The sequence below is a fragment of the Salmonella sp. 32120201201600049SM genome (genome assembly GCF_017572835.1).
Taxonomy (GTDB): Bacteria; Pseudomonadota; Gammaproteobacteria; order Enterobacterales; family Enterobacteriaceae; genus Salmonella; species Salmonella enterica.
Window position 1 is genome coordinate 60,158 of record NZ_JAGESA010000008.1, and the last position, 19,086, is coordinate 79,243.

Genomic DNA, 19,086 nt, shown 5'->3' on the forward strand with positions numbered 1-19,086 from the left:
GATTAAATTGTTCCGCAAACCTTTTCAATCAATTCCGCCGGGAATTGCATTGACTGCATGATGTGTTCGATCATGCTGCATTTACGGCCGGTGTTGGTGTTGGTGATCACCCAGTACGGCGTGCCGGGAACGTGCTTAGGTTTAGTTTGATTCCCATTTTTCAGCAGCGTTTGTTCATCCGCCGCAAAATAGACGCGCGTGCGGCCATGCAACGACTCCGTCGCCTCCGCAAACGCGTGGTGATCCAGTGAATAGAGTGTAGTCAGAATCAGCATAAAGCGGTTGACCGCTTTTTTCTGCTCGGCATATTCGTCAGACAACAACAGCTCACGCATCGCGCGAACTTTGTCTTTTACCGGGTTAACTGGTTTCGCTTCGGCAACGGGTTGCGCCGCAGGCGTCCCCTTCACCGCTGAAGCCGTTGGCTGTGTCGTGGCGGAAAACTTCAACATACGCCGTAAAATGTCGGATGCGCTCTCGCCGATATGCTTGGTGTGGCTGGCAATATAGCTATAGAGTTCATCATCAACTTCAATCGTTTTCATCTTAATCCAGTGCGATGTCTTTGCTGAATACAAGTCATTGGGATTATAGGAACAAATCCCAACAGCGGATAGCGTTAAGCCCGGCTGACAAAAAAACTCGGAGTAAACCTTAGAGGTTGCAGCCCAGTGGCAGAATGGTCAACATAATACCCTAACCCGACAGAGCGAAAAAAAGAACTTTGCCATGAAATTAAACATCCGAGCGCAATCTGCACAAAACCTGCACAATAATTCCCCCATCGTTCTCGTTCATGGTCTGTTTGGCAGCCTGGACAACCTCGGCGTACTGGCGCGGGATCTGGTGACCGATCACGACATTATTCAGGTCGATATGCGCAATCATGGTTTATCGCCGCGCGATCCGGTCATGGATTATCCGGCAATGGCCCAGGATCTTCTGGATACGCTTGACGCGCAGCAGATTGAAAAAGCGACGTTTATTGGTCATTCCATGGGTGGAAAAGCGGTAATGGCGCTGACGGCGCTGGCGCCCGATCGCATCGATCGTCTGGTCGCGATTGATATCGCCCCCGTGGATTATCACGTTCGCCGCCACGATCGCATTTTCGCGGCCATTAATGCCGTCAGCGAATCCGACGCGACATCCCGCCAACAGGCGGCAGGGATTATGCGCCAACACCTCAACGAAGAAGGCGTGATCCAGTTTCTGTTAAAATCCTGGGCTGAAGGCGAATGGCGTTTTAATGTTCCGGTATTATGGGAGCAGTATCCGCATATCGTCGGCTGGGAAACCATTCCGCCCTGGGAACATCCGGCGCTGTTTATTCCAGGCGGTAACTCGCCGTACGTGACCGAAGCGTACCGCGACGCGCTGCTGGCGCAATTCCCTCTGGCGCGCGCGCATGTGATCGCCGGCGCGGGCCACTGGGTACATGCTGAAAAACCAGAGGCGGTTCTGCGCGCCATCCGCCGTTATCTGCACGATAAACGCTAACTGATTAAAAACTCATCGCCTGTGCGCGATTACGCGCGCGGGCGTTGGCGTCGCTTCCTCGCTGATGTATGATGGCGCGCTATCCATCCGGGCATAAGCCTGGCTGATTGTTTCCCCCGAAGTCACCAAAATCATGGCCAAAGAACAAACGGACCGTACGACATTAGATCTGTTCGCGCACGAGCGTCGCCCGGGACGACCTAAAACGAATCCGCTTTCGCGCGATGAACAGTTACGCATCAACAAGCGCAACCAGTTAAAACGCGACAAAGTTCGTGGCCTCAAGCGTGTCGAATTAAAACTCAACGCACAAGCGGTTGACGCGCTGAATGAGCTGGCCGAAGCGCGCAACATTAGCCGCAGCGAGCTCATTGAAGAAATATTAATGAAGCAGCTTATGGCGCTGCGCGGCCAGGGTTTAGTCTGAAAATAAGTTTTGTTTCATATTTCGTGTAGCAGAGCGTGCAGTCCCGCGTGATTGCTGTTTCCGCATATCTGCCTGTTCTGCTATGATTGCCCTTATCCGTGGGCAATTCGCCACCACCATTTCAATAAGTTTCAAGAGGTTATTTTACTCATGGCAATCACTGGCATCTTTTTCGGCAGCGACACCGGTAATACCGAAAATATCGCAAAAATGATTCAAAAACAGCTTGGTAAAGACGTTGCCGATGTGCATGACATTGCAAAAAGCAGTAAAGAAGACCTGGAAGGGTACGACATTCTGCTGCTGGGCATCCCAACCTGGTACTATGGCGAAGCGCAATGTGACTGGGATGACTTCTTCCCGACTCTCGAAGAGATTGACTTTAACGGTAAGCTGGTGGCGCTGTTTGGCTGTGGCGATCAGGAAGACTACGCGGAATACTTCTGTGATGCGCTGGGCACGATTCGCGACATTATTGAGCCGCGCGGCGCCACGATTGTGGGTCACTGGCCAACTGCAGGCTATCATTTTGAAGCCTCTAAAGGTCTGGCTGACGACGATCATTTTGTCGGTCTGGCGATTGACGAAGACCGTCAGCCTGAACTGACCGCCGAGCGTGTTGAAAAATGGGTTAAGCAAGTTTCGGCTGAATTGCACCTCGACGACATCCTCAACGCCTAATCTTATGCGGCGCAGCGTTATATCTGCGCCGCATCAATAGACAAGACCAATCAAAATAATTGCTACAAATTTGTAACTTTCGCACCCATCCCTGTACAATGTCCGGGTGTAATCAGGTGGCGCCAAAATTTGCAGGCAAAACCACAGTTTTATTAATATCTGCGAGAGACTTGCGGTTTTCATTTCGGCATGGCAGTCCTATAATGATACGCATTATCTTGAGTGCAATTTCTGTCACTTCTCTAATGAAGTGAATCGTTTAGCAACAGGACAGATTCCGCATGACTGACAACAATACCGCATTAAAGAAGGCTGGCCTGAAAGTAACGCTTCCTCGTTTAAAAATTCTGGAAGTTCTTCAGGAACCAGATAACCATCACGTCAGTGCGGAAGATTTATACAAACGCCTGATCGACATGGGTGAAGAAATCGGTCTGGCAACCGTATACCGTGTGCTGAACCAGTTTGACGATGCCGGTATCGTGACCCGCCATAATTTTGAAGGCGGTAAATCCGTTTTTGAACTGACGCAACAGCATCATCACGACCATCTTATCTGCCTTGATTGCGGAAAAGTGATTGAATTTAGTGATGACTCTATTGAAGCGCGCCAGCGTGAAATTGCGGCGAAACACGGTATTCGTTTAACTAATCACAGCCTCTATCTTTACGGCCACTGCGCTGAAGGCGACTGCCGCGAAGACGAGCACGCGCACGATGACGCGACTAAATAAGTGTAAATCTTTCGAAGAGCCAACCGCCCGGTTGGCTTTTTTATATCCTCCCCTTTCCTGCCGCTTGATGTTGATTTAATGTAAAAAACGCTATCGCATCTCAGGAGAGCAGGAATGGAGCTTCGCCAGTTACGCTATTTCGTGCGTATTATTGAAACCGGCAGTATGGGCAGCGCCGCACAGGATCTTGATATTGGCGTTTCAGCCTTAAGTCAACAGATGTCCCGTCTGGAAAACGAGCTTGCTATCCGTCTGCTGCAGCGCACCTCGCGCGGCGTAACGCCAACCAACGCCGGGCTGGCCTTTTATTCACAGGCGCAACTCGCCCTGCGTCATGCCGACGACGCGATTCTCGCAGCCAGAGAAGCGCGCCTTTCCGGTCATGTGAGCGTAGGAATGGCCCCCAGTACCGCCTCCATACTGGGTATACCGTTTATCCATGCCATGCAGGAAAACTATGCCGATGTCCGACTGCATGTGGTGGAAAGCTTGTCCGGTAATCTGGAAAGAATGATCAATACCCGCCAGATTGATTTAGCCGTTGTCTTTCAAAAAGATAAAATCCTGCGCTGGAGCGCCAGACCGATCCTTGAAGAACAGCTTTTTCTGATTGGCTCCCATGCCCTGCTGGCGGCGCTTCCTGATAACCCGATCACACCTGAACAACTGGCAGGCATTCCGCTCATTATGCCAAGCCAGGGACATGGGCTGCGCGGCAGGCTGGACGCTGTCTGCCAGGAACATGCGCTTAACGTTGAAATCGTCGCGGAAATTGACGGCCTGGCGTTGTTGATGCGCGCCGTGCGCGACGGTCTTGGCGCCACGTTGCAGCCCGGCGCGGCGATTTCTCATCTGGATAACGACGCGCTACGCGTGATCGGCGTCCATAATCCGGTACTCAGCCGCCCCAATTTTTTAGTCAGCCTGTCGGATGATGAACTGACGCCCGCCGGCCTTGCCGCCAGAGTAGTCCTTACCAAAGTTATGCGTCAGTTAGTCGACGCCGGTGAATGGCCAGGCGCAACCCTTTACGCTTACTAAACCCCTGTTTAGCGCTACCTGATAGCGCGCCGCTTATTTATCCGTATACATTTCAATTACAAATTTAACAAATAGTTAAATGGTACGGGAGTATAAGATGGTTGATGTACTGGTGATAGGCGGAGGCAATGCCGCATTATGCGCCGCCCTGACCGCACGGGAAGCGGGCGCATCGGTTCTGCTGCTGGAGGCTGCCCCGCGGGAATGGCGCGGCGGAAATTCTCAGCACACACGAAACCTGCGCTGTATGCATGATGCGCCGCAGGATGTGCTGGTAGAAAGCTATCCTGAAGAGGAATTCTGGCAGGATCTGTGGCGAGTCACCGACGGCAACACCAACGAAGCGCTGGCGCGACTGGTCATTCGCACCTCTTCGCAATGCCGCGACTGGATGCGCAAACATGGCGTTAACTTTCAACCGCCGCTATCTGGGGCGCTCCACGTTGCGCGCACCAATGCGTTTTTTATGGGCGGCGGGAAAGCGCTCGTCAATGCCTATTACCGTAGCGCCGAACGGCTGGGCGTACAGATTCGCTATAACACGCCGGTTCACGCGCTTGAACTTCATGACGGCGAATTCGTGGCAGCGCTGGCAGGTAGCGAACGTATTACCGCCAAAGCCTGCGTATTAGCGGCTGGCGGTTTCGAATCAAACCGTGAATGGCTGCGGGAGGCCTGGGGAGAAAACGCCCGCGGCGAATGGCCCGCGGATAATTTCCTGATTCGCGGCACGCGTTTTAACCAGGGCGTATTACTCAAATTTATGATGGATGCCGGCGCGGATATCATTGGCGATCCGTCCCAGTCGCACTGCGTAGCGATTGATGCCAGGGCGCCGCTGTACGACGGCGGTATTTGTACTCGCGTGGATTGCGTATCGCTGGGTATTGTCGTGAATCGCGACGCCGAACGTTTTTATGATGAAGGCGAAGATTTCTGGCCGAAACGTTACGCCATTTGGGGGCGGCTGGTGGCTCAACAGCCAGGACAAATTGGCTATTCGATTATTGACAGTAAAGCCATCGGCCACTTTATGCCGCCGGTTTTTCCTGGCGCGCAGGCCAATACGCTGGCTGAACTGGCCTGCCAGTTGGGGCTGGACGCGGAAAAATTTACCCATACCGTCACGCAGTATAACCAGGCCTGCCAACCCGGTCATTTTGATCATACCTTGCTTGATGACTGCGCCACCAAAAACCTGACGCCGGCGAAAACCCACTGGGCGCGCCCGCTTGATGCGCCGCCCTACTACGGTTATGCGCTGCGCCCCGGCATCACGTTTACCTACCTGGGTCTGAAAGTCAATGAACGTGCCGCGGTGCATTTTGCCGGTCATCCAAGCCGCAACCTGTTTGTTGCCGGCGAGATGATGGCAGGAAATGTACTGGGCAAGGGGTATACCGCAGGCGTAGGCATGTCTATCGGCACAACCTTTGGCCGCATTGCGGGAATAGAAGCCGCCCGCGCGGCGCACAAGGAGGCGCAGCATGAAACAGCTTGAAAAATTAATCATTGAGGCCACCGTGCTTACCGAACCGGAAGCCGAGGTCGAACGCGTCATGCAAGTGTGTAACGCGTGTCGCTACTGCGAAGGTTTTTGCGCGGTATTTCCGGCGATGACCCAGCGGCTCGAATTCGGTAAAGCCGATATTCATTATCTGGCGAATTTATGTCATAACTGCGGCGCCTGCCTGCACGCATGCCAGTATGCGCCGCCTCATGAATTTGCCATTAACGTGCCGAAAGCGATGGCGCAAGCCCGCCTGGAGACATATCAACAGTATGCCCAGCCCGCCGCTTTTGGCGCGTTATACCGTCGGGCGGGGATTACCGTCGCGCTGGCGCTGATAGTCGGTCTGACGCTCTTTTTATTACTGGCGATGGCGCTGAAAGGGTCGCTGATTCATCCGCCGCTGGCCGGTGACTTCTATCAAATTTTTCCGCATAGCCTGCTGGCATGGATGTTTGGCTCAGTTTTTGTGCTGGCAATCGGTTTGCTTATGGCGGGCGTAATCCGCTTCTGGCGTGAGATCTCGCCGGGTGTACCGCGTTCGGCGGAGATTGCGGAAGCGTCGCACAATGCGTTAACGCTGAAATATCTCGACGGCGGTCACGGCAAAGGCTGTAACGAAGCGGACGATGCGTTCACGCTGCTGCGCCGTCGCTTTCATCACTTTACCTTCTACGGTTTTATGCTCTGTTTTGCCGCCACGGTCGTGGCGACGGGCTATCACTACGTCGCCGGTTGGGAAGCGCCCTACCCGTTCTTTAGCCTGCCGGTCATGCTCGGCACGCTGGGCGGTATCGGTCTGCTTATCGGCCCGGCCGGGCTACTGTGGCTCAATCTGCGGCGGTCGCCGTTACATGGCGATGTGCGCCAGAAACCCATGGATCGCGGCTTTATTCTGCTGCTGTTCTTAACCAGTCTTACCGGGCTGGCGCTGCTGGCAGGCAGAGACACCAGCGGAATGGGCATACTGCTGGCGCTCCATTTAGGCGTGGTGATGGCGCTCTTTCTCACCCTTCCCTACGGAAAATTCGCCCACGGATTTTTCCGCTGCGCGGCCTTACTCAAATGGGCAGTTGAGAAGCGACGCGGAAAACATGCGGGGGATACAGGCAACTGACCCGCAACATCTTACCCATAAAACAATAAAGACAGTGGAGAGCAAACCCTATGGCACAACACACACCTGCAACATCGCGCGCCGGCACGTTCGGCGCAATACTGCGCGTGACAAGCGGCAATTTTCTTGAACAGTTTGATTTTTTCTTGTTCGGATTTTACGCCACCTATATCGCCAGAACGTTTTTTCCGGCGGAAAGCGAATTTGCCTCATTAATGTTGACCTTTGCCGTCTTTGGCTCCGGTTTTTTAATGCGCCCCGTCGGCGCGATTGTGCTTGGCGCCTATATTGACAGAATCGGACGCCGTAAAGGGCTGATGGTGACGCTGGCGATTATGGGCTGCGGTACGTTGCTCATCGCCCTCGTCCCCGGCTACCAGACGATCGGCCTGGCAGCGCCTGCGTTGGTGCTGTTGGGCCGGTTATTACAAGGATTTTCTGCGGGCGTTGAGTTAGGCGGCGTCTCGGTCTATCTGTCCGAAATCGCAACGCCAGGCAATAAAGGGTTTTATACCAGCTGGCAATCTGCCAGTCAGCAGGTCGCGATCGTTGTCGCCGCGTTGATTGGTTATAGCCTGAATATCACGCTGGGACACGACGCGATATCGGAGTGGGGCTGGCGGATTCCGTTCTTTATCGGCTGTATGATCATTCCGCTGATTTTTGTTTTACGTCGTTCATTACAAGAAACAGAAGCGTTTTTACAACGCAAGCATCGCCCCGACACCAGGGAAATTTTTGCAACTATCGCCAAAAACTGGCGCATTATTACGGCCGGAACGCTGCTGGTGGCGATGACCACCACAACGTTTTATTTTATCACCGTTTATACGCCGACCTATGGCAGAACCGTGCTTAATCTCAGCGCGCGGGACAGTTTGATCGTCACCATGTTGGTGGGGGTATCCAATTTTATCTGGTTACCCATTGGCGGCGCGATTTCCGACCGGATTGGCCGTCGCGCCGTGTTAATGGGCATTACGTTGCTGGCGCTGATCACCACCTGGCCCGTCATGCAGTGGCTGACCGCCGCGCCCGACTTTACCCGCATGACGCTGGTACTGCTGTGGTTCTCTTTCTTTTTTGGCATGTATAACGGCGCAATGGTCGCGGCGTTAACCGAAGTGATGCCAGTCTATGTGCGTACCGTTGGTTTCTCGCTGGCCTTTAGCCTGGCGACGGCAATTTTTGGCGGCCTGACGCCGGCCATCTCTACCGCGCTGGTAAAGTTAACCGGCGATAAAAGCTCGCCCGGCTGGTGGCTGATGTGCGCAGCGTTATGTGGACTTGCCGCGACGGCGATGCTGTTTGTACGTCTGAGTCGCGGCTATATCGCGGCAGAAAATAAAGCCTGAAAAAACCACGGGCGGAAAACATTCGCCCGTGGGTGGCAAGGCAGGGTTTTATTGCACGTTATTATGACTGCGAATTTCCTGCCAGACCTTATCGCAGTCAGCCTTGACCGCCTGATCGTTACCCGTGCGCGTCGCCTGAATGCACTGCTGATAGTCCAGTACCCGCACGCTTTCTTCGTTAGCAAATTGCTGATGTTTGCGCTCTTTTTTAAGGACATTCAGTACGCTTTGGCAGGCCTCTATCTTCTCAGGCGAGCCCTGTGCGGTATTGATACAGGCGCTGTACGCCTCTTTCAGCCGGCTATCTTCTTCCGGCGCGGGTGATGACGCGCAGGCCGTCAAACCGGCGGTCATGCTGGCGATGAGTAAAATTTTTTTCATAGGTCGTTCCTCAACAGCGCGGCAGACCGGCAGCCTGCCGCATCTGACATCAGAAAATAGTGAATGGCGCAATAACGATAAATTTCACGTCACGCTCATCCTGGAAGATGTTGCCGTAACCACCGCCCCAGCTTGGAATATTGGAGTGGTTGTCATATTCGGTGAAGTGCAGTTTGAACATGGTGCCTTTGGCACGCCCCTCCTGCAGGGTATAGACCGCATCCAGACTGTATGAGGACTCTTCGATAGTGCGGTTTTTGTCGTAGTAAGCATCTGGGTTACTTTGCCAGGTTGCCGGTTTAGCATCCCAGGCGTAAACGTAAGACGCGCCCACAGCCCAGCCCGGCAGATTCCAGTTTTTCAGGTCATACATCGCGCCGAAGAAAACCGCCTTTTCACCGTTAGCGTTAAAGTCGGAGCGGTTATCCCACCAAATATCCAGACGACCGTTTGAAGAGGCGTAGGTTGGCGTCATACGTTGCAGAAAATAGCCCTGCTGACCGTCCGCTTTCACCCAGGTGCCTTCCAGACGCAGGTCAACCACTTCCGCGACTTTGTAGCCGAAGGTCAACGCCTGCAGCCAGGCCGTACCGTCGTAAATATCATTCACGCTGCGATCGTCTACTTTGTCGCGCGCGCCGTAGAACTGGTAACTGGTGGTGAACGGATTGCCGCCTAAATCAAATTTATAGCTGGCCTTTGCGAAATATTGATCGACATAGCCTTCGGACTGACCAAACGCCGCTTCCAGCACCAGATCATTTTTGAAGTCGTACTTCGCGCCGATGGAGTGGAGGTAGTCCACATTGGTTTTTTTATCCGCCTGATAAAACTTATCCATTTCGGTATGCCACGGCGCTTTATATTCGTTAGTCCACATGTAGGAAAAACTTAACGCGCCCGCATCGCCATAGTCAAAACTGGCGCCGGCTTCCGCCCCCTGATAAGTACCCGGCATAAAACTCCAGTGCGGCGCTAACAGCGTCTGACCGGTAGGCTGAATATAACCGGCGCGCGCCCAGACCGGGCCATATTTAAATTTCGCGGCGGCTTTATAAAGACTGATACCGCTCTTATCGCCGGAATAGTCTTCGTCGTAGCCTTTATTCTTTTTCGAGAAAGCAATTTCGTTTGGATGACCGCTGTCGCCGTTTTCTGCCATTTCAATCGCGGTAAACGCCGCGATATCCAGACCGAACATATCCGCAGCGTAACCAGACTGAAAATCCAGGTTAGCGTTCCAGGTCGCATGAGAAAGGTTAGTTTTATATTTGTCGCCGTCGGTCACATCTTTGCGATCGCGTTCACGCTGCCAATAATAGATGCCGCCCGTTAACGTGGAGTCGTCGAAAAAGCCGGAGGCTTGCGCCTGCGGAACAACGATCCACCCCGACATTGCTGTGATACCGGCGATAGCCAGAGCCAGCGTACTACGTTTGCCACTAAACGTACGCATAAGTTAATCCTCTTTGACGTATAAATTGCTGCCGACAAAAGCGAACAGCGAAAAAATAAAAATAAAAAGTAGCGCTGAGAAATCTCATTTACTACGTTAAATAGACTATTTTTCGCGATGCGAATTATCAATCTCTTTCTGTAACCAGTATGTAATAATATGAGCAACCGCACATATTTAATTGCTTTCTGTTACATTCGACTGCTGGTGGGGGAAGCAGACCGCCAGAAAGAAAATTGACTTGTTTTCCATAGGCATGAAAATAATTGTCTCCTGTTGACCTGACGCTTATAACATTTAGATTAATAATCATTTATCAGATCAATAATTTTCAGAAAATAATTAATTCGCCTCGCAAAAAAGAGAATCGACTTAGAGCCTATCCCACCAGGCGTTATTGGCGCAGCCAGTTTGGACACGGACAGCGCGCAAAAACCGGAGCGTACACGTAGTACGTGAGGTTTGACTCGCTACGCTCGCCCTTCGGGCCGCCGCTAGCGGCGTTCAAAACGCTAACGCGTTTTGGCGAGCACTGCCCAGGTCCAAAATGGCAAGTAAAATAGCCCTAATGGGATAGGCTCTTAGAAATGCAGAGAAAAAACGCCGCAGAACGCGGCGTTGTCAAGGTATTTTTACAGCATTCGCCTGTTGGCGCAGTGCTTATTCGCCCGCTTTCGCCCAGGTATCACGCAGGCCCACGGTGCGGTTAAAGACCAGCTTATCGGCCGTTGCATAGCGGCTGTCGAGGCAGAAGTAGCCTTCACGTTCAAACTGGAAAGCTTTCCCTGCTACCGCCGCTTTCAGCGACGGCTCGCCATACCCCTGCTTAATCACTAATGATTCGGGGTTGATAACGGACAGGAAGTCCTCCGCGGCGCCCGGGTTCGGCACGCTGAACAGACGGTCGTAGAGACGAATTTCAATCGGCAGCGCATGTGCTGCGCTAACCCAGTGGATTACGCCTTTCACTTTACGCCCGTCAGCCGGATCTTTACTCAGCGTATCGGCATCATAGGTACAGAAGATGGTGGTGATATTCCCTTCGGCATCCTTCTCTACGCGCTCCGCTTTAATGACGTAGGCATTACGCAGACGCACTTCTTTGCCCATCACCAGACGCTTGTACTGCTTGTTCGCTTCTTCGCGGAAATCTGCGCGATCGATCCAGATCTCACTGCTAAACGGCACTTCACGGCTGCCCATCTCCGGTTTATTCGGATGGTTAGGCATGGTAACCATTTCGCTCTCACCCTGCGGGTAGTTTTCGATAACCAGTTTTACCGGATCGATTACCGCCATCGCGCGCGGCGCGTTTTCGTTCAGATCTTCGCGAATGCAGGATTCCAGCGACGCCATCTCAATGGTGTTGTCCTGCTTGGTGACGCCGATGCGTTTGCAGAACTCACGAATAGAAGCCGCGGTATAGCCGCGACGGCGCAGACCGGAAATAGTCGGCATACGCGGATCGTCCCAACCTTCGACGTGTTTATCGGTCACCAGCAGGTTCAGCTTACGCTTGGACATCACGGTGTATTCCAGATTCAGCCGCGAGAATTCGTACTGGCGCGGGTGAACCGGAATGGTGATGTTGTCCAGCACCCAGTCGTACAGACGACGGTTATCCTGGAACTCCAGCGTACACAGAGAATGAGTAATGCCTTCCAGCGCATCGCTGATGCAGTGAGTAAAGTCGTACATCGGATAGATGCACCACTTCGTGCCGGTCTGATGATGCTCGGCGAATTTAATGCGATACAGCACCGGATCGCGCATCACGATAAACGGCGACGCCATGTCGATTTTAGCGCGCAGACAGGCTTTACCCTCTTCAAAACCGCCGGTACGCATTTTTTCAAATAGCGCGAGGTTTTCTTCCACGCTGCGATCGCGGAACGGGCTGTTTTTACCCGGCGCGGTCAGCGTACCGCGGTATTCGCGGATCTGCTCCGGCGTCAGCTCATCAACGTAGGCCAGGCCTTTATTGATCAGCTCGACCGCATAGGCGTGCAGTTGGTCAAAGTAATCGGAGGAGTAGCGAATATCGCCAGACCAGTGAAAGCCTAACCACTCGACGTCGTTTTTGATCGAATCAACGTACTCGATATCTTCTTTTACCGGGTTGGTGTCATCGAAACGCAGGTTGCACTGGCCCTGATAATCTTGCGCGATGCCAAAGTTCAGGCAGATAGATTTCGCGTGGCCGATGTGCAGATAGCCATTCGGCTCCGGCGGAAAACGGGTATGGACAGTGGTATGTTTACCACTCGCCAGATCTTCATCAATAATCTGACGAATAAAGTTAGTCGGGCGGGCTTCAGCCTCACTCATCGTGGATTCCTCAAAGCGTAAACAACGTATAACGGCATATGATCTTATAAGCCGGACAGACTGACAACCTTTAGTTACTTAAAAAGTGGCTTTGCAGAAAATATTGGGGCTAATTGCGGTAAAAAAAAGCGGCGAAGGTTTCCCTCTGCCGCTTATGTTTTCTGTGATATCGCCGGATGGCGTCTTACGCCTTATCCGGCCAGGAAGCGATTATTTGCTCTTAATCTCGTACAGTGGCGTTTGACCCGCTACCACGTGACCATCCGCTTTGATGACCAGAGCGCTGAAGTCATCGCTGTTGCTGCAAACAACCGGGCTTATCATGGAACGCGCATTGGCATTCAGGAAGTCCAGATCCAGTTCCAGAACCGGCTGACCCGCCGTGACTTCCGCACCCTCTTCTACCAGACGCTTGAAGCCCTGAGCGTTCAGCGCGACGGTATCGATACCCATATGGACAACGATCTCCGCGCCTTTTTCGGTTTCCAGACAGAACGCGTGGTTAGTGTTGAAGATTTTCACGATAGTACCCGCCGCCGGAGAAACCACGGTTTTATCGGTGGGTTTCACCGCCACGCCGTCGCCGACCGCTTTGCTGGCGAAAGCTTCATCCGGTACCTGATCCAGCGCCACTACCTCACCGGTAATCGGAGAGACCAGTTCAGCGATAGTCACCGCATTCGGCACCGCCTGGGGTTTGGCCGCCGGAGCAGGTGTCGCAACGTGAGCCGCATCAGCAGACGCTGCCGCGACCGGCCCCCGCGCCACCACTTTCTTCATTTCATCGCCAATCGATTCCGCTTTCGCGCCGACAATAACCTGAATGGTCTGTTTGTTCAGTTTCACCACGCCGGAAGCGCCGAGGCGTTTGCAGGCCGCATCGTTGACGCGAGCAGCGTCGTTCACGGTCAGGCGCAGACGGGTAATACACGCATCGATCGCTTTCAGGTTGTCCGTACCGCCAACCGCAGCAATATAGCTGGTCGCCAGTTGCGTTAACCCTTCTTCGGTGTTGCTGTTGGCTTCTTCCGTTACCATCTCATCAACTTTATCTTCGCGGCCCGGCGTTTTCAGGTTAAACATACGAATAACCGCGCTGAACAGCAGGAAGTAGATGATAAAGAATACAACGCCCATCACCAGCAACATCCAGACGTTATTGCTGGCCGCTGGCAGGTTATACATCAGAACATAGTCGATCGCGCCTGCCGAGAAAGAGAAGCCCGCATGGATACCCAGCAACGTCGCGACGAACAGGCTGATACCGGTCAAAATGGCGTGCACGAGGTACAGCAGCGGCGCCAGGAACATAAACAGGAATTCCAGCGGCTCGGTTACGCCGGTCAGAAACGCGGTGATCGCGACAGACAGCAGCATACCGCCCACCATCGGACGACGTTCTTTCGGCGCGGCGAAATACATCGCCAGAGCGGCGCCCGGCAGGCCAAACATCATGATCGGGAAGAAGCCGGACATAAACATCCCCGCCGTGCCGTCGCCAGCATAGAAGCGGTTGATGTCGCCGTGGAATACAGTGCCTGCGGCATTGGTGAATTCGCCAATCTGGAACCAGGCGATGGTGTTCAGTACCTGATGCAGACCGGTGGGGATCAGCAGACGGTTGATGAAGCCAAAGATACCGGAACCCAGCGCGCCTGCGGAAACGATCCATTCACCGCCCGCATGAATGCCATGCTGTACCGGCGGCCAGACGTAACCGAAAATAGCGGCCAGCACCAGACAGAAAAAGCCCGTTGCGATCGGCACAAAACGTTTTCCACCGAAGAAACTGAGAAAATCAGGCAGTTTGATACCAGACCAGCGATTATAAACCGCGCCGCCGACCAGACCGGTAATAATCCCCGCCAGCACGCCCATGTTGATTTCCGGGTTAATCGTCACCATCGCTTTGGTCATGACGAAGTAACCCACGGCTCCCGCCAGCGCTGCCGCGCCTGCGCTATCTTTAGACCAACTGGAGGCCACGCCGATAGCGAAAACCAACGCCAGGTTATCGAAAATAGACCCGCCCGCTTGCGCGATAAACGGCATATTCAGCAAATCTGGTTGGCCGAATCGCAGCAACAACGCTGCCACCGGCAACACGGCGATAGGGAGCTGCAACGCCCTACCCAGCCGCTGGAAAAAACCTAAAATATTCATCTTATTCCCCCTACGAGACGCCGATATGGCTTCTTTGAAGCCGTTTTTTATTGTGCTGCAAACGTTAAAAACGTGATGTTCTGTAATCGAACGGTGAGATCATCTTCTGCAGAGTGTGTGGAAAATTAATTCGCCTCGCAAATTAAACGGGTGTTTTTTGTGATTATAATCACTAAATATCGTAATTACCCCCACCATCCACTGGCTAACACGGAAAACTTATTTTATGATTCAAAAAATCAGGACGGATTGAACACGAACCCTGGATATCCAGGTTACGCTTAATACGATCCGCCAAATTTTGACATTGATTATTGAGGTGAAGAATGAGACTGATCCCCCTGAGTACCGCAGAACAGGTTGGCAAATGGGCCGCTCGCCATATCGTTAACCGTATTAATGCGTTCAAACCGACCGCCGATCGTCCGTTTGTCCTTGGGCTGCCTACCGGCGGCACGCCGCTAACGGCGTACAAAGCGCTGGTTGAGATGCACAAAGCGGGCGAGGTCAGCTTTAAGCATGTGGTCACCTTTAATATGGACGAATATGTTGGCCTGCCGAAAGAGCACCCGGAAAGCTACCACAGCTTTATGCATCGTAACTTTTTCGATCACGTTGATATTCCAGCAGAAAACATCAATCTTCTCAACGGTAACGCACCGGATATCGATGCGGAATGCCGTCAATATGAAGAAAAAATTCGTTCTTACGGTAAAATCCATCTGTTTATGGGCGGCGTCGGCAACGACGGTCACATCGCCTTTAACGAACCGGCGTCTTCCCTGGCTTCCCGTACCCGTATCAAAACGTTAACCCATGATACTCGCGTAGCGAACTCCCGCTTCTTTGACGGTGACGTAAACCAGGTGCCGAAATACGCGCTGACGGTAGGCGTAGGCACGCTGCTGGATGCGGAAGAAGTGATGATTCTGGTGCTGGGCCATCAGAAAGCCCAGGCGCTGCAGGCGGCGGTTGAAGGCAACGTCAACCACATGTGGACCATTAGCTGCCTGCAACTCCATCCGAAAGCGGTTGTGGTATGCGATGAGCCTTCCACAATGGAACTTAAAGTTAAAACATTGAAATATTTCAATGAATTAGAAGCAGAGAATATTAAAGGTCTGTAATGTTGTCTCCGCCCCGCCAGTCAATGCGGGGCGGTAAATTTTTGATATCGGGGGTCGGAATGTATGCTTTAACCCAGGGCCGGATCTTTACCGGTCACGAAATTCTTGATGACCATGCGCTTGTTGTCGCTAATGGCCTGATTGACCGCGTTTGTCCGATGGCTGAACTGCCGCCGGGAATAGAACAACGCTCATTGAATGGGGCCATTCTCTCCCCCGGTTTTATTGATGTGCAGCTAAACGGCTGCGGCGGCGTGCAGTTTAACGATACCGCAGAAGCCGTCAGCGTTGAAACGCTGGAAATTATGCAGAAAGCCAATGAAAAATCGGGCTGTACTAACTTTCTGCCAACGCTTATCACTACCAGCGACGAATTGATGAAACAGGGCATTCGCGTCATGCGCGAATACCTGGAAAAACATCCACACCAGGCGCTGGGTCTCCACCTGGAAGGCCCCTGGCTTAATCTGGTAAAAAAAGGCACCCATAATCCTGATTTCGTGCGTAAACCAGACGCTGCGCTGGTCGATTTCTTGTGCGATAATGCCGACGTCATCACCAAAGTCACACTCGCGCCGGAAATGGTGCCTGCTGACGTAATCGCTAAACTGGCGAATGCGGGCATTGTGGTTTCCGCAGGTCACTCCAACGCGACGTTAAAAGAGGCGAAAGCGGGCTTCCGCGCCGGGATTACCTTTGCGACTCACCTGTTTAACGCGATGCCGTACATTACAGGGCGTGAGCCGGGCCTTGCTGGCGCTGTTCTGGACGAAGCGGATATTTATTGCGGCGTTATCGCCGATGGTCTGCATGTCGACTACGCCAACATTCGCAATGCCAAACGCCTTAAAGGCGACAAACTTTGTCTGGTGACAGACGCCACCGCACCGGCGGGGGCCAATATTGAGCAGTTCATTTTCGCAGGTAAAACAATATACTACCGCAATGGACTGTGTGTGGATGAAAACGGTACGTTGAGCGGTTCGTCCTTAACCATGATTGAAGGCGTACGCAACCTGGTCGCGCATTGCGGCATCGCGCTGGATGAAGTGCTGCGCATGGCAACGCTCTATCCGGCACGCGCTATCGGCGTTGATAAGCATCTCGGTAGCATTGCGCCGGGTAAAGTCGCCAACCTGACCGCGTTCACCCACGATTTTAAAATTATCAAGACCATCGTTAATGGTGACGAGGTCGTTGACTTGAGTAAGTGAGAATATGACACCAGGCGGACAAGCTCAGATAGGTAACGTTGATCTCGTAAAACAGCTTAACAGCGCGGCCGTTTACCGCCTGATTGACCAGCATGGTCCTATCTCGCGCATACAAATTGCCGAGCAAAGCCAGCTTGCTCCCGCCAGCGTAACGAAAATTACGCGTCAACTCATTGAACGCGGGCTGATCAAAGAAGTCGATCAGCAGGCCTCTACTGGAGGCCGCCGCGCTATCTCTATCGTCACGGAAACCCGTAACTTCCACGCCATTGGCGTTCGCCTGGGCCGTCATGACACCACTTTAACGCTCTACGATCTGAGCAGTAAAGTGGTCGCTGAGGAGCATTATCCGCTGCCGGAGCGCACCCAGGAGACGCTGGAACATGCGCTGCTCAACACTATCGCCGTCTTTATTGATAGCTGTCAGCGTAAAATTCGTGAATTGATCGCTATCTCGGTGATCCTGCCAGGGCTTGTCGATCCGGAAAGTGGCGTGATTCGTTACATGCCGCACATTCAGGTTGAAAACTGGGGACTGGTCGAAGCGCTGGAAAAACGGTTTCACGTTACCTGTTTCGTGGGACACGATATTCGTAGCCTGGCGCTGGCGGAACACTACTTCGGCGCCAGTCAGGATTGCGAGGACTCGATTCTGGTGCGCGTTCATCGTGGTACAGGCGCCGGGATTATCTCCAACGGACGCATCTTCATTGGCCGTAACGGCAACGTCGGCGAAATTGGGCATATTCAGGTGGAGCCGTTGGGCGAGCGCTGCCACTGCGGTAATTTCGGCTGTCTGGAAACCATTGCCGCCAATGCGGCGATTGAACAACGGGTGCTGAATTTGCTTAAACAAGGGTATCAAAGCCGTGTTCCGCTTGACGACTGCACGATTAAAACCATCTGTAAGGCGGCAAACCGGGGTGACAGCCTGGCCTCGGAAGTCATTGAGCATGTTGGTCGCCATTTGGGCAAAACGATCGCCATTGCTATCAACCTGTTTAATCCGCAAAAAATCGTCATTGCCGGCGAGATCATTGAAGCCGATAAAGTCCTGTTGCCCGCTATCGAAAGCTGTATCAATACTCAGGCGTTAAAGGCATTTCGCAAAAATTTGCCGGTGGTACGCTCCACGCTGGATCACCGTTCTGCTATCGGCGCATTTGCCTTAGTTAAACGCGCCATGCTCAACGGAACATTGCTGCAACGTTTGCTGGAAAGTTGATGCGCTCTTATAGTATCGGATTATTCACAAATTCCCTGGGTAGTTCATGACCATCAAGAATGTAATCTGCGATATCGACGGCGTGCTGATGCACGACAACGTAGCCGTACCCGGTGCGGCGGAATTTCTGACGGGGATTCTGGAAAAAGGTCTGCCGCTGGTGCTGCTGACCAATTACCCGTCGCAAACCGGCCAGGATCTGGCGAACCGTTTTGCTACCGCTGGCGTTAACGTGCCGGACAGCGTGTTTTATACGTCAGCAATGGCGACAGCCGATTTTCTGCGCCGTCAGGAAGGTAAAAAAGCGTATGTCGTGGGCGAAGGCGCGCTTATTCACGAGCTCTATAAAGCGGGTTTTACTATTACCGATGTGAACCCTGATTTTGTCATCGTTGGAGAGACCCGCTCCTACAACTGGGACATGATGCATAAAGCAGCATTTTTCGTCGCCAATGGCGCGCGCTTTATCGCCACCAACCCGGATACCCACGGTCGCGGCTTTTATCCGGCCTGCGGCGCGCTGTGCGCAGGCATTGAAAAAATTTCCGGCCGGAAGCCGTTTTATGTCGGCAAACCCAGCCCGTGGATCATCCGCGCGGCGTTAAACAAAATGCAGGCGCACTCGGAAGAGACCGTTATCGTCGGCGACAACCTGCGCACCGACATTCTGGCGGGGTTCCAGGCCGGTCTGGAGACCATTCTGGTGCTTTCAGGCGTATCAACAATCAATGATATTGACAGTATGCCGTTCCGCCCAAGCTGGATTTACCCTTCCGTCGCCGAGATAGACGTTATCTAAACCTGTCCCCTGCCTGATGACGCGCCGC

Annotated in this window: 17 protein-coding genes and 1 pseudogene; 13 read left to right on the forward strand and 5 right to left on the reverse strand. The window is 53.0% G+C overall.

Going from position 1 to position 19,086, the window contains the following annotated elements:
- Positions 1 to 2 precede the first annotated feature (2 nt).
- Entirely contained in the window at positions 3 to 545 is a 543-nt protein-coding gene (seqA, locus tag J4650_RS16075) for a replication initiation negative regulator SeqA (protein WP_000848395.1), read from the reverse strand.
- Between the two features lie 184 nt (positions 546 to 729).
- Here seqA and ybfF point away from each other — a divergent pair, with 184 nt between their 5' ends.
- The 9 genes and pseudogenes from ybfF (at position 730) to tcuC (ending at position 8,365) form a co-directional block, all read left to right on the forward strand.
- The gene (gene ybfF, locus J4650_RS16080) at positions 730 to 1,500 is read left to right on the forward strand and encodes an esterase (protein ID WP_000773245.1); all 771 of its coding nucleotides are present in this window, start codon (positions 730 to 732) and stop codon (positions 1,498 to 1,500) included.
- A gap of 133 nt (positions 1,501 to 1,633) precedes the next feature.
- The gene (gene ybfE, locus J4650_RS16085; protein WP_001040939.1) at positions 1,634 to 1,927 is read left to right on the forward strand and encodes a LexA regulated protein; all 294 of its coding nucleotides are present in this window, start codon (positions 1,634 to 1,636) and stop codon (positions 1,925 to 1,927) included.
- 150 nt (positions 1,928 to 2,077) lie between these two features.
- Positions 2,078 to 2,608, forward strand: coding sequence for a flavodoxin FldA (gene fldA / locus J4650_RS16090; RefSeq protein ID WP_001018621.1), 531 nt, complete (start codon positions 2,078 to 2,080; stop codon positions 2,606 to 2,608).
- A 203-nt stretch (positions 2,609 to 2,811) separates the two neighbouring features.
- Positions 2,812 to 2,897: pseudogene (locus J4650_RS16095) on the forward strand (ryhB-regulated fur leader peptide).
- Positions 2,890 to 3,342 (forward strand): ferric iron uptake transcriptional regulator, encoded by a 453-nt coding sequence (fur, locus tag J4650_RS16100; protein ID WP_000131699.1) that lies wholly within the window; start codon positions 2,890 to 2,892, stop codon positions 3,340 to 3,342. Before J4650_RS16095 ends, fur begins: the two are co-directional and overlap by 8 nt.
- Before the next feature lie 114 nt (positions 3,343 to 3,456).
- Positions 3,457 to 4,383, forward strand: a complete 927-nt coding sequence (gene tcuR / locus J4650_RS16105; RefSeq protein ID WP_000423371.1) for a tricarballylate utilization LysR family transcriptional regulator TcuR — start codon at positions 3,457 to 3,459, stop codon at positions 4,381 to 4,383.
- 97 nt (positions 4,384 to 4,480) lie between these two features.
- Positions 4,481 to 5,884 (forward strand): FAD-dependent tricarballylate dehydrogenase TcuA, encoded by a 1,404-nt coding sequence (gene tcuA, locus J4650_RS16110; protein ID WP_000228705.1) that lies wholly within the window; start codon positions 4,481 to 4,483, stop codon positions 5,882 to 5,884.
- The gene (tcuB, locus tag J4650_RS16115) at positions 5,871 to 7,010 is read left to right on the forward strand and encodes a tricarballylate utilization protein TcuB (RefSeq protein ID WP_020839477.1); all 1,140 of its coding nucleotides are present in this window, start codon (positions 5,871 to 5,873) and stop codon (positions 7,008 to 7,010) included. The genes tcuA and tcuB overlap by 14 nt, the downstream gene beginning before the upstream one ends.
- A gap of 50 nt (positions 7,011 to 7,060) precedes the next feature.
- A complete protein-coding gene (gene tcuC, locus J4650_RS16120; protein ID WP_000057014.1) occupies positions 7,061 to 8,365 on the forward strand; it encodes a tricarballylate/proton symporter TcuC in 1,305 nt (434 codons plus the stop codon).
- A 48-nt stretch (positions 8,366 to 8,413) separates the two neighbouring features.
- Here the strand turns inward: tcuC and chiQ are convergent, their stop codons facing one another.
- The 4 genes from chiQ to nagE form a co-directional block, all read right to left on the reverse strand.
- Positions 8,414 to 8,746: a ChiQ/YbfN family lipoprotein gene (chiQ, locus tag J4650_RS16125; RefSeq protein ID WP_000722260.1), complete on the reverse strand. Its 333-nt coding sequence runs from the start codon at positions 8,744 to 8,746 to the stop codon at positions 8,414 to 8,416.
- Positions 8,747 to 8,795: 49 nt separating this feature from the next.
- Entirely contained in the window at positions 8,796 to 10,202 is a 1,407-nt protein-coding gene (gene chiP / locus J4650_RS16130) for a chitoporin (protein WP_001258803.1), read from the reverse strand.
- 660 nt (positions 10,203 to 10,862) lie between these two features.
- Entirely contained in the window at positions 10,863 to 12,530 is a 1,668-nt protein-coding gene (gene glnS, locus J4650_RS16135) for a glutamine--tRNA ligase (RefSeq protein WP_023993204.1), read from the reverse strand.
- A 210-nt stretch (positions 12,531 to 12,740) separates the two neighbouring features.
- On the reverse strand, positions 12,741 to 14,693 hold the full coding sequence (gene nagE, locus J4650_RS16140; protein ID WP_124234985.1) for a PTS N-acetyl glucosamine transporter subunit IIABC: 1,953 nt from the start codon (positions 14,691 to 14,693) through the stop codon (positions 12,741 to 12,743).
- 326 nt (positions 14,694 to 15,019) lie between these two features.
- On the opposite strand from nagE, the gene nagB reads away from it, so the two are divergent.
- The 4 genes from nagB to nagD are packed head-to-tail and all read left to right on the forward strand — an operon-like array spanning position 15,020 to position 19,058.
- Positions 15,020 to 15,820 carry a glucosamine-6-phosphate deaminase gene (nagB, locus tag J4650_RS16145; protein WP_001237059.1) on the forward strand — a complete coding sequence of 267 codons (801 nt, stop codon included), beginning with the start codon at positions 15,020 to 15,022 and terminating at the stop codon, positions 15,818 to 15,820.
- 59 nt (positions 15,821 to 15,879) lie between these two features.
- Complete coding sequence (gene nagA / locus J4650_RS16150; protein ID WP_000271186.1) at positions 15,880 to 17,034, forward strand: N-acetylglucosamine-6-phosphate deacetylase; 1,155 nt, start codon at positions 15,880 to 15,882, stop codon at positions 17,032 to 17,034.
- A 4-nt stretch (positions 17,035 to 17,038) separates the two neighbouring features.
- Positions 17,039 to 18,259 carry a DNA-binding transcriptional regulator NagC gene (gene nagC, locus J4650_RS16155; protein ID WP_000187578.1) on the forward strand — a complete coding sequence of 407 codons (1,221 nt, stop codon included), beginning with the start codon at positions 17,039 to 17,041 and terminating at the stop codon, positions 18,257 to 18,259.
- A 46-nt stretch (positions 18,260 to 18,305) separates the two neighbouring features.
- Positions 18,306 to 19,058 carry a ribonucleotide monophosphatase NagD gene (gene nagD / locus J4650_RS16160; RefSeq protein WP_000153143.1) on the forward strand — a complete coding sequence of 251 codons (753 nt, stop codon included), beginning with the start codon at positions 18,306 to 18,308 and terminating at the stop codon, positions 19,056 to 19,058.
- The last annotated feature ends 28 nt before the right edge of the window (positions 19,059 to 19,086 follow it).

Bases quoted from the DNA above. Each gene is read 5' to 3' on its own strand.
- seqA (WP_000848395.1), bottom strand. From the start codon at position 545: ATGAAAACGATTGAAGTTGATGATGAACTCTATAGCTATATTGCCAGC.
- ybfF (WP_000773245.1), top strand. From the start codon at position 730: ATGAAATTAAACATCCGAGCGCAATCTGCACAAAACCTGCACAATAAT.
- ybfE (WP_001040939.1), top strand. From the start codon at position 1,634: ATGGCCAAAGAACAAACGGACCGTACGACATTAGATCTGTTCGCGCAC.
- fldA (WP_001018621.1), top strand. From the start codon at position 2,078: ATGGCAATCACTGGCATCTTTTTCGGCAGCGACACCGGTAATACCGAA.
- fur (WP_000131699.1), top strand. From the start codon at position 2,890: ATGACTGACAACAATACCGCATTAAAGAAGGCTGGCCTGAAAGTAACG.
- tcuR (WP_000423371.1), top strand. From the start codon at position 3,457: ATGGAGCTTCGCCAGTTACGCTATTTCGTGCGTATTATTGAAACCGGC.
- tcuA (WP_000228705.1), top strand. From the start codon at position 4,481: ATGGTTGATGTACTGGTGATAGGCGGAGGCAATGCCGCATTATGCGCC.
- tcuB (WP_020839477.1), top strand. From the start codon at position 5,871: ATGAAACAGCTTGAAAAATTAATCATTGAGGCCACCGTGCTTACCGAA.
- tcuC (WP_000057014.1), top strand. From the start codon at position 7,061: ATGGCACAACACACACCTGCAACATCGCGCGCCGGCACGTTCGGCGCA.
- chiQ (WP_000722260.1), bottom strand. From the start codon at position 8,746: ATGAAAAAAATTTTACTCATCGCCAGCATGACCGCCGGTTTGACGGCC.
- chiP (WP_001258803.1), bottom strand. From the start codon at position 10,202: ATGCGTACGTTTAGTGGCAAACGTAGTACGCTGGCTCTGGCTATCGCC.
- glnS (WP_023993204.1), bottom strand. From the start codon at position 12,530: ATGAGTGAGGCTGAAGCCCGCCCGACTAACTTTATTCGTCAGATTATT.
- nagE (WP_124234985.1), bottom strand. From the start codon at position 14,693: ATGAATATTTTAGGTTTTTTCCAGCGGCTGGGTAGGGCGTTGCAGCTC.
- nagB (WP_001237059.1), top strand. From the start codon at position 15,020: ATGAGACTGATCCCCCTGAGTACCGCAGAACAGGTTGGCAAATGGGCC.
- nagA (WP_000271186.1), top strand. From the start codon at position 15,880: ATGTATGCTTTAACCCAGGGCCGGATCTTTACCGGTCACGAAATTCTT.
- nagC (WP_000187578.1), top strand. From the start codon at position 17,039: ATGACACCAGGCGGACAAGCTCAGATAGGTAACGTTGATCTCGTAAAA.
- nagD (WP_000153143.1), top strand. From the start codon at position 18,306: ATGACCATCAAGAATGTAATCTGCGATATCGACGGCGTGCTGATGCAC.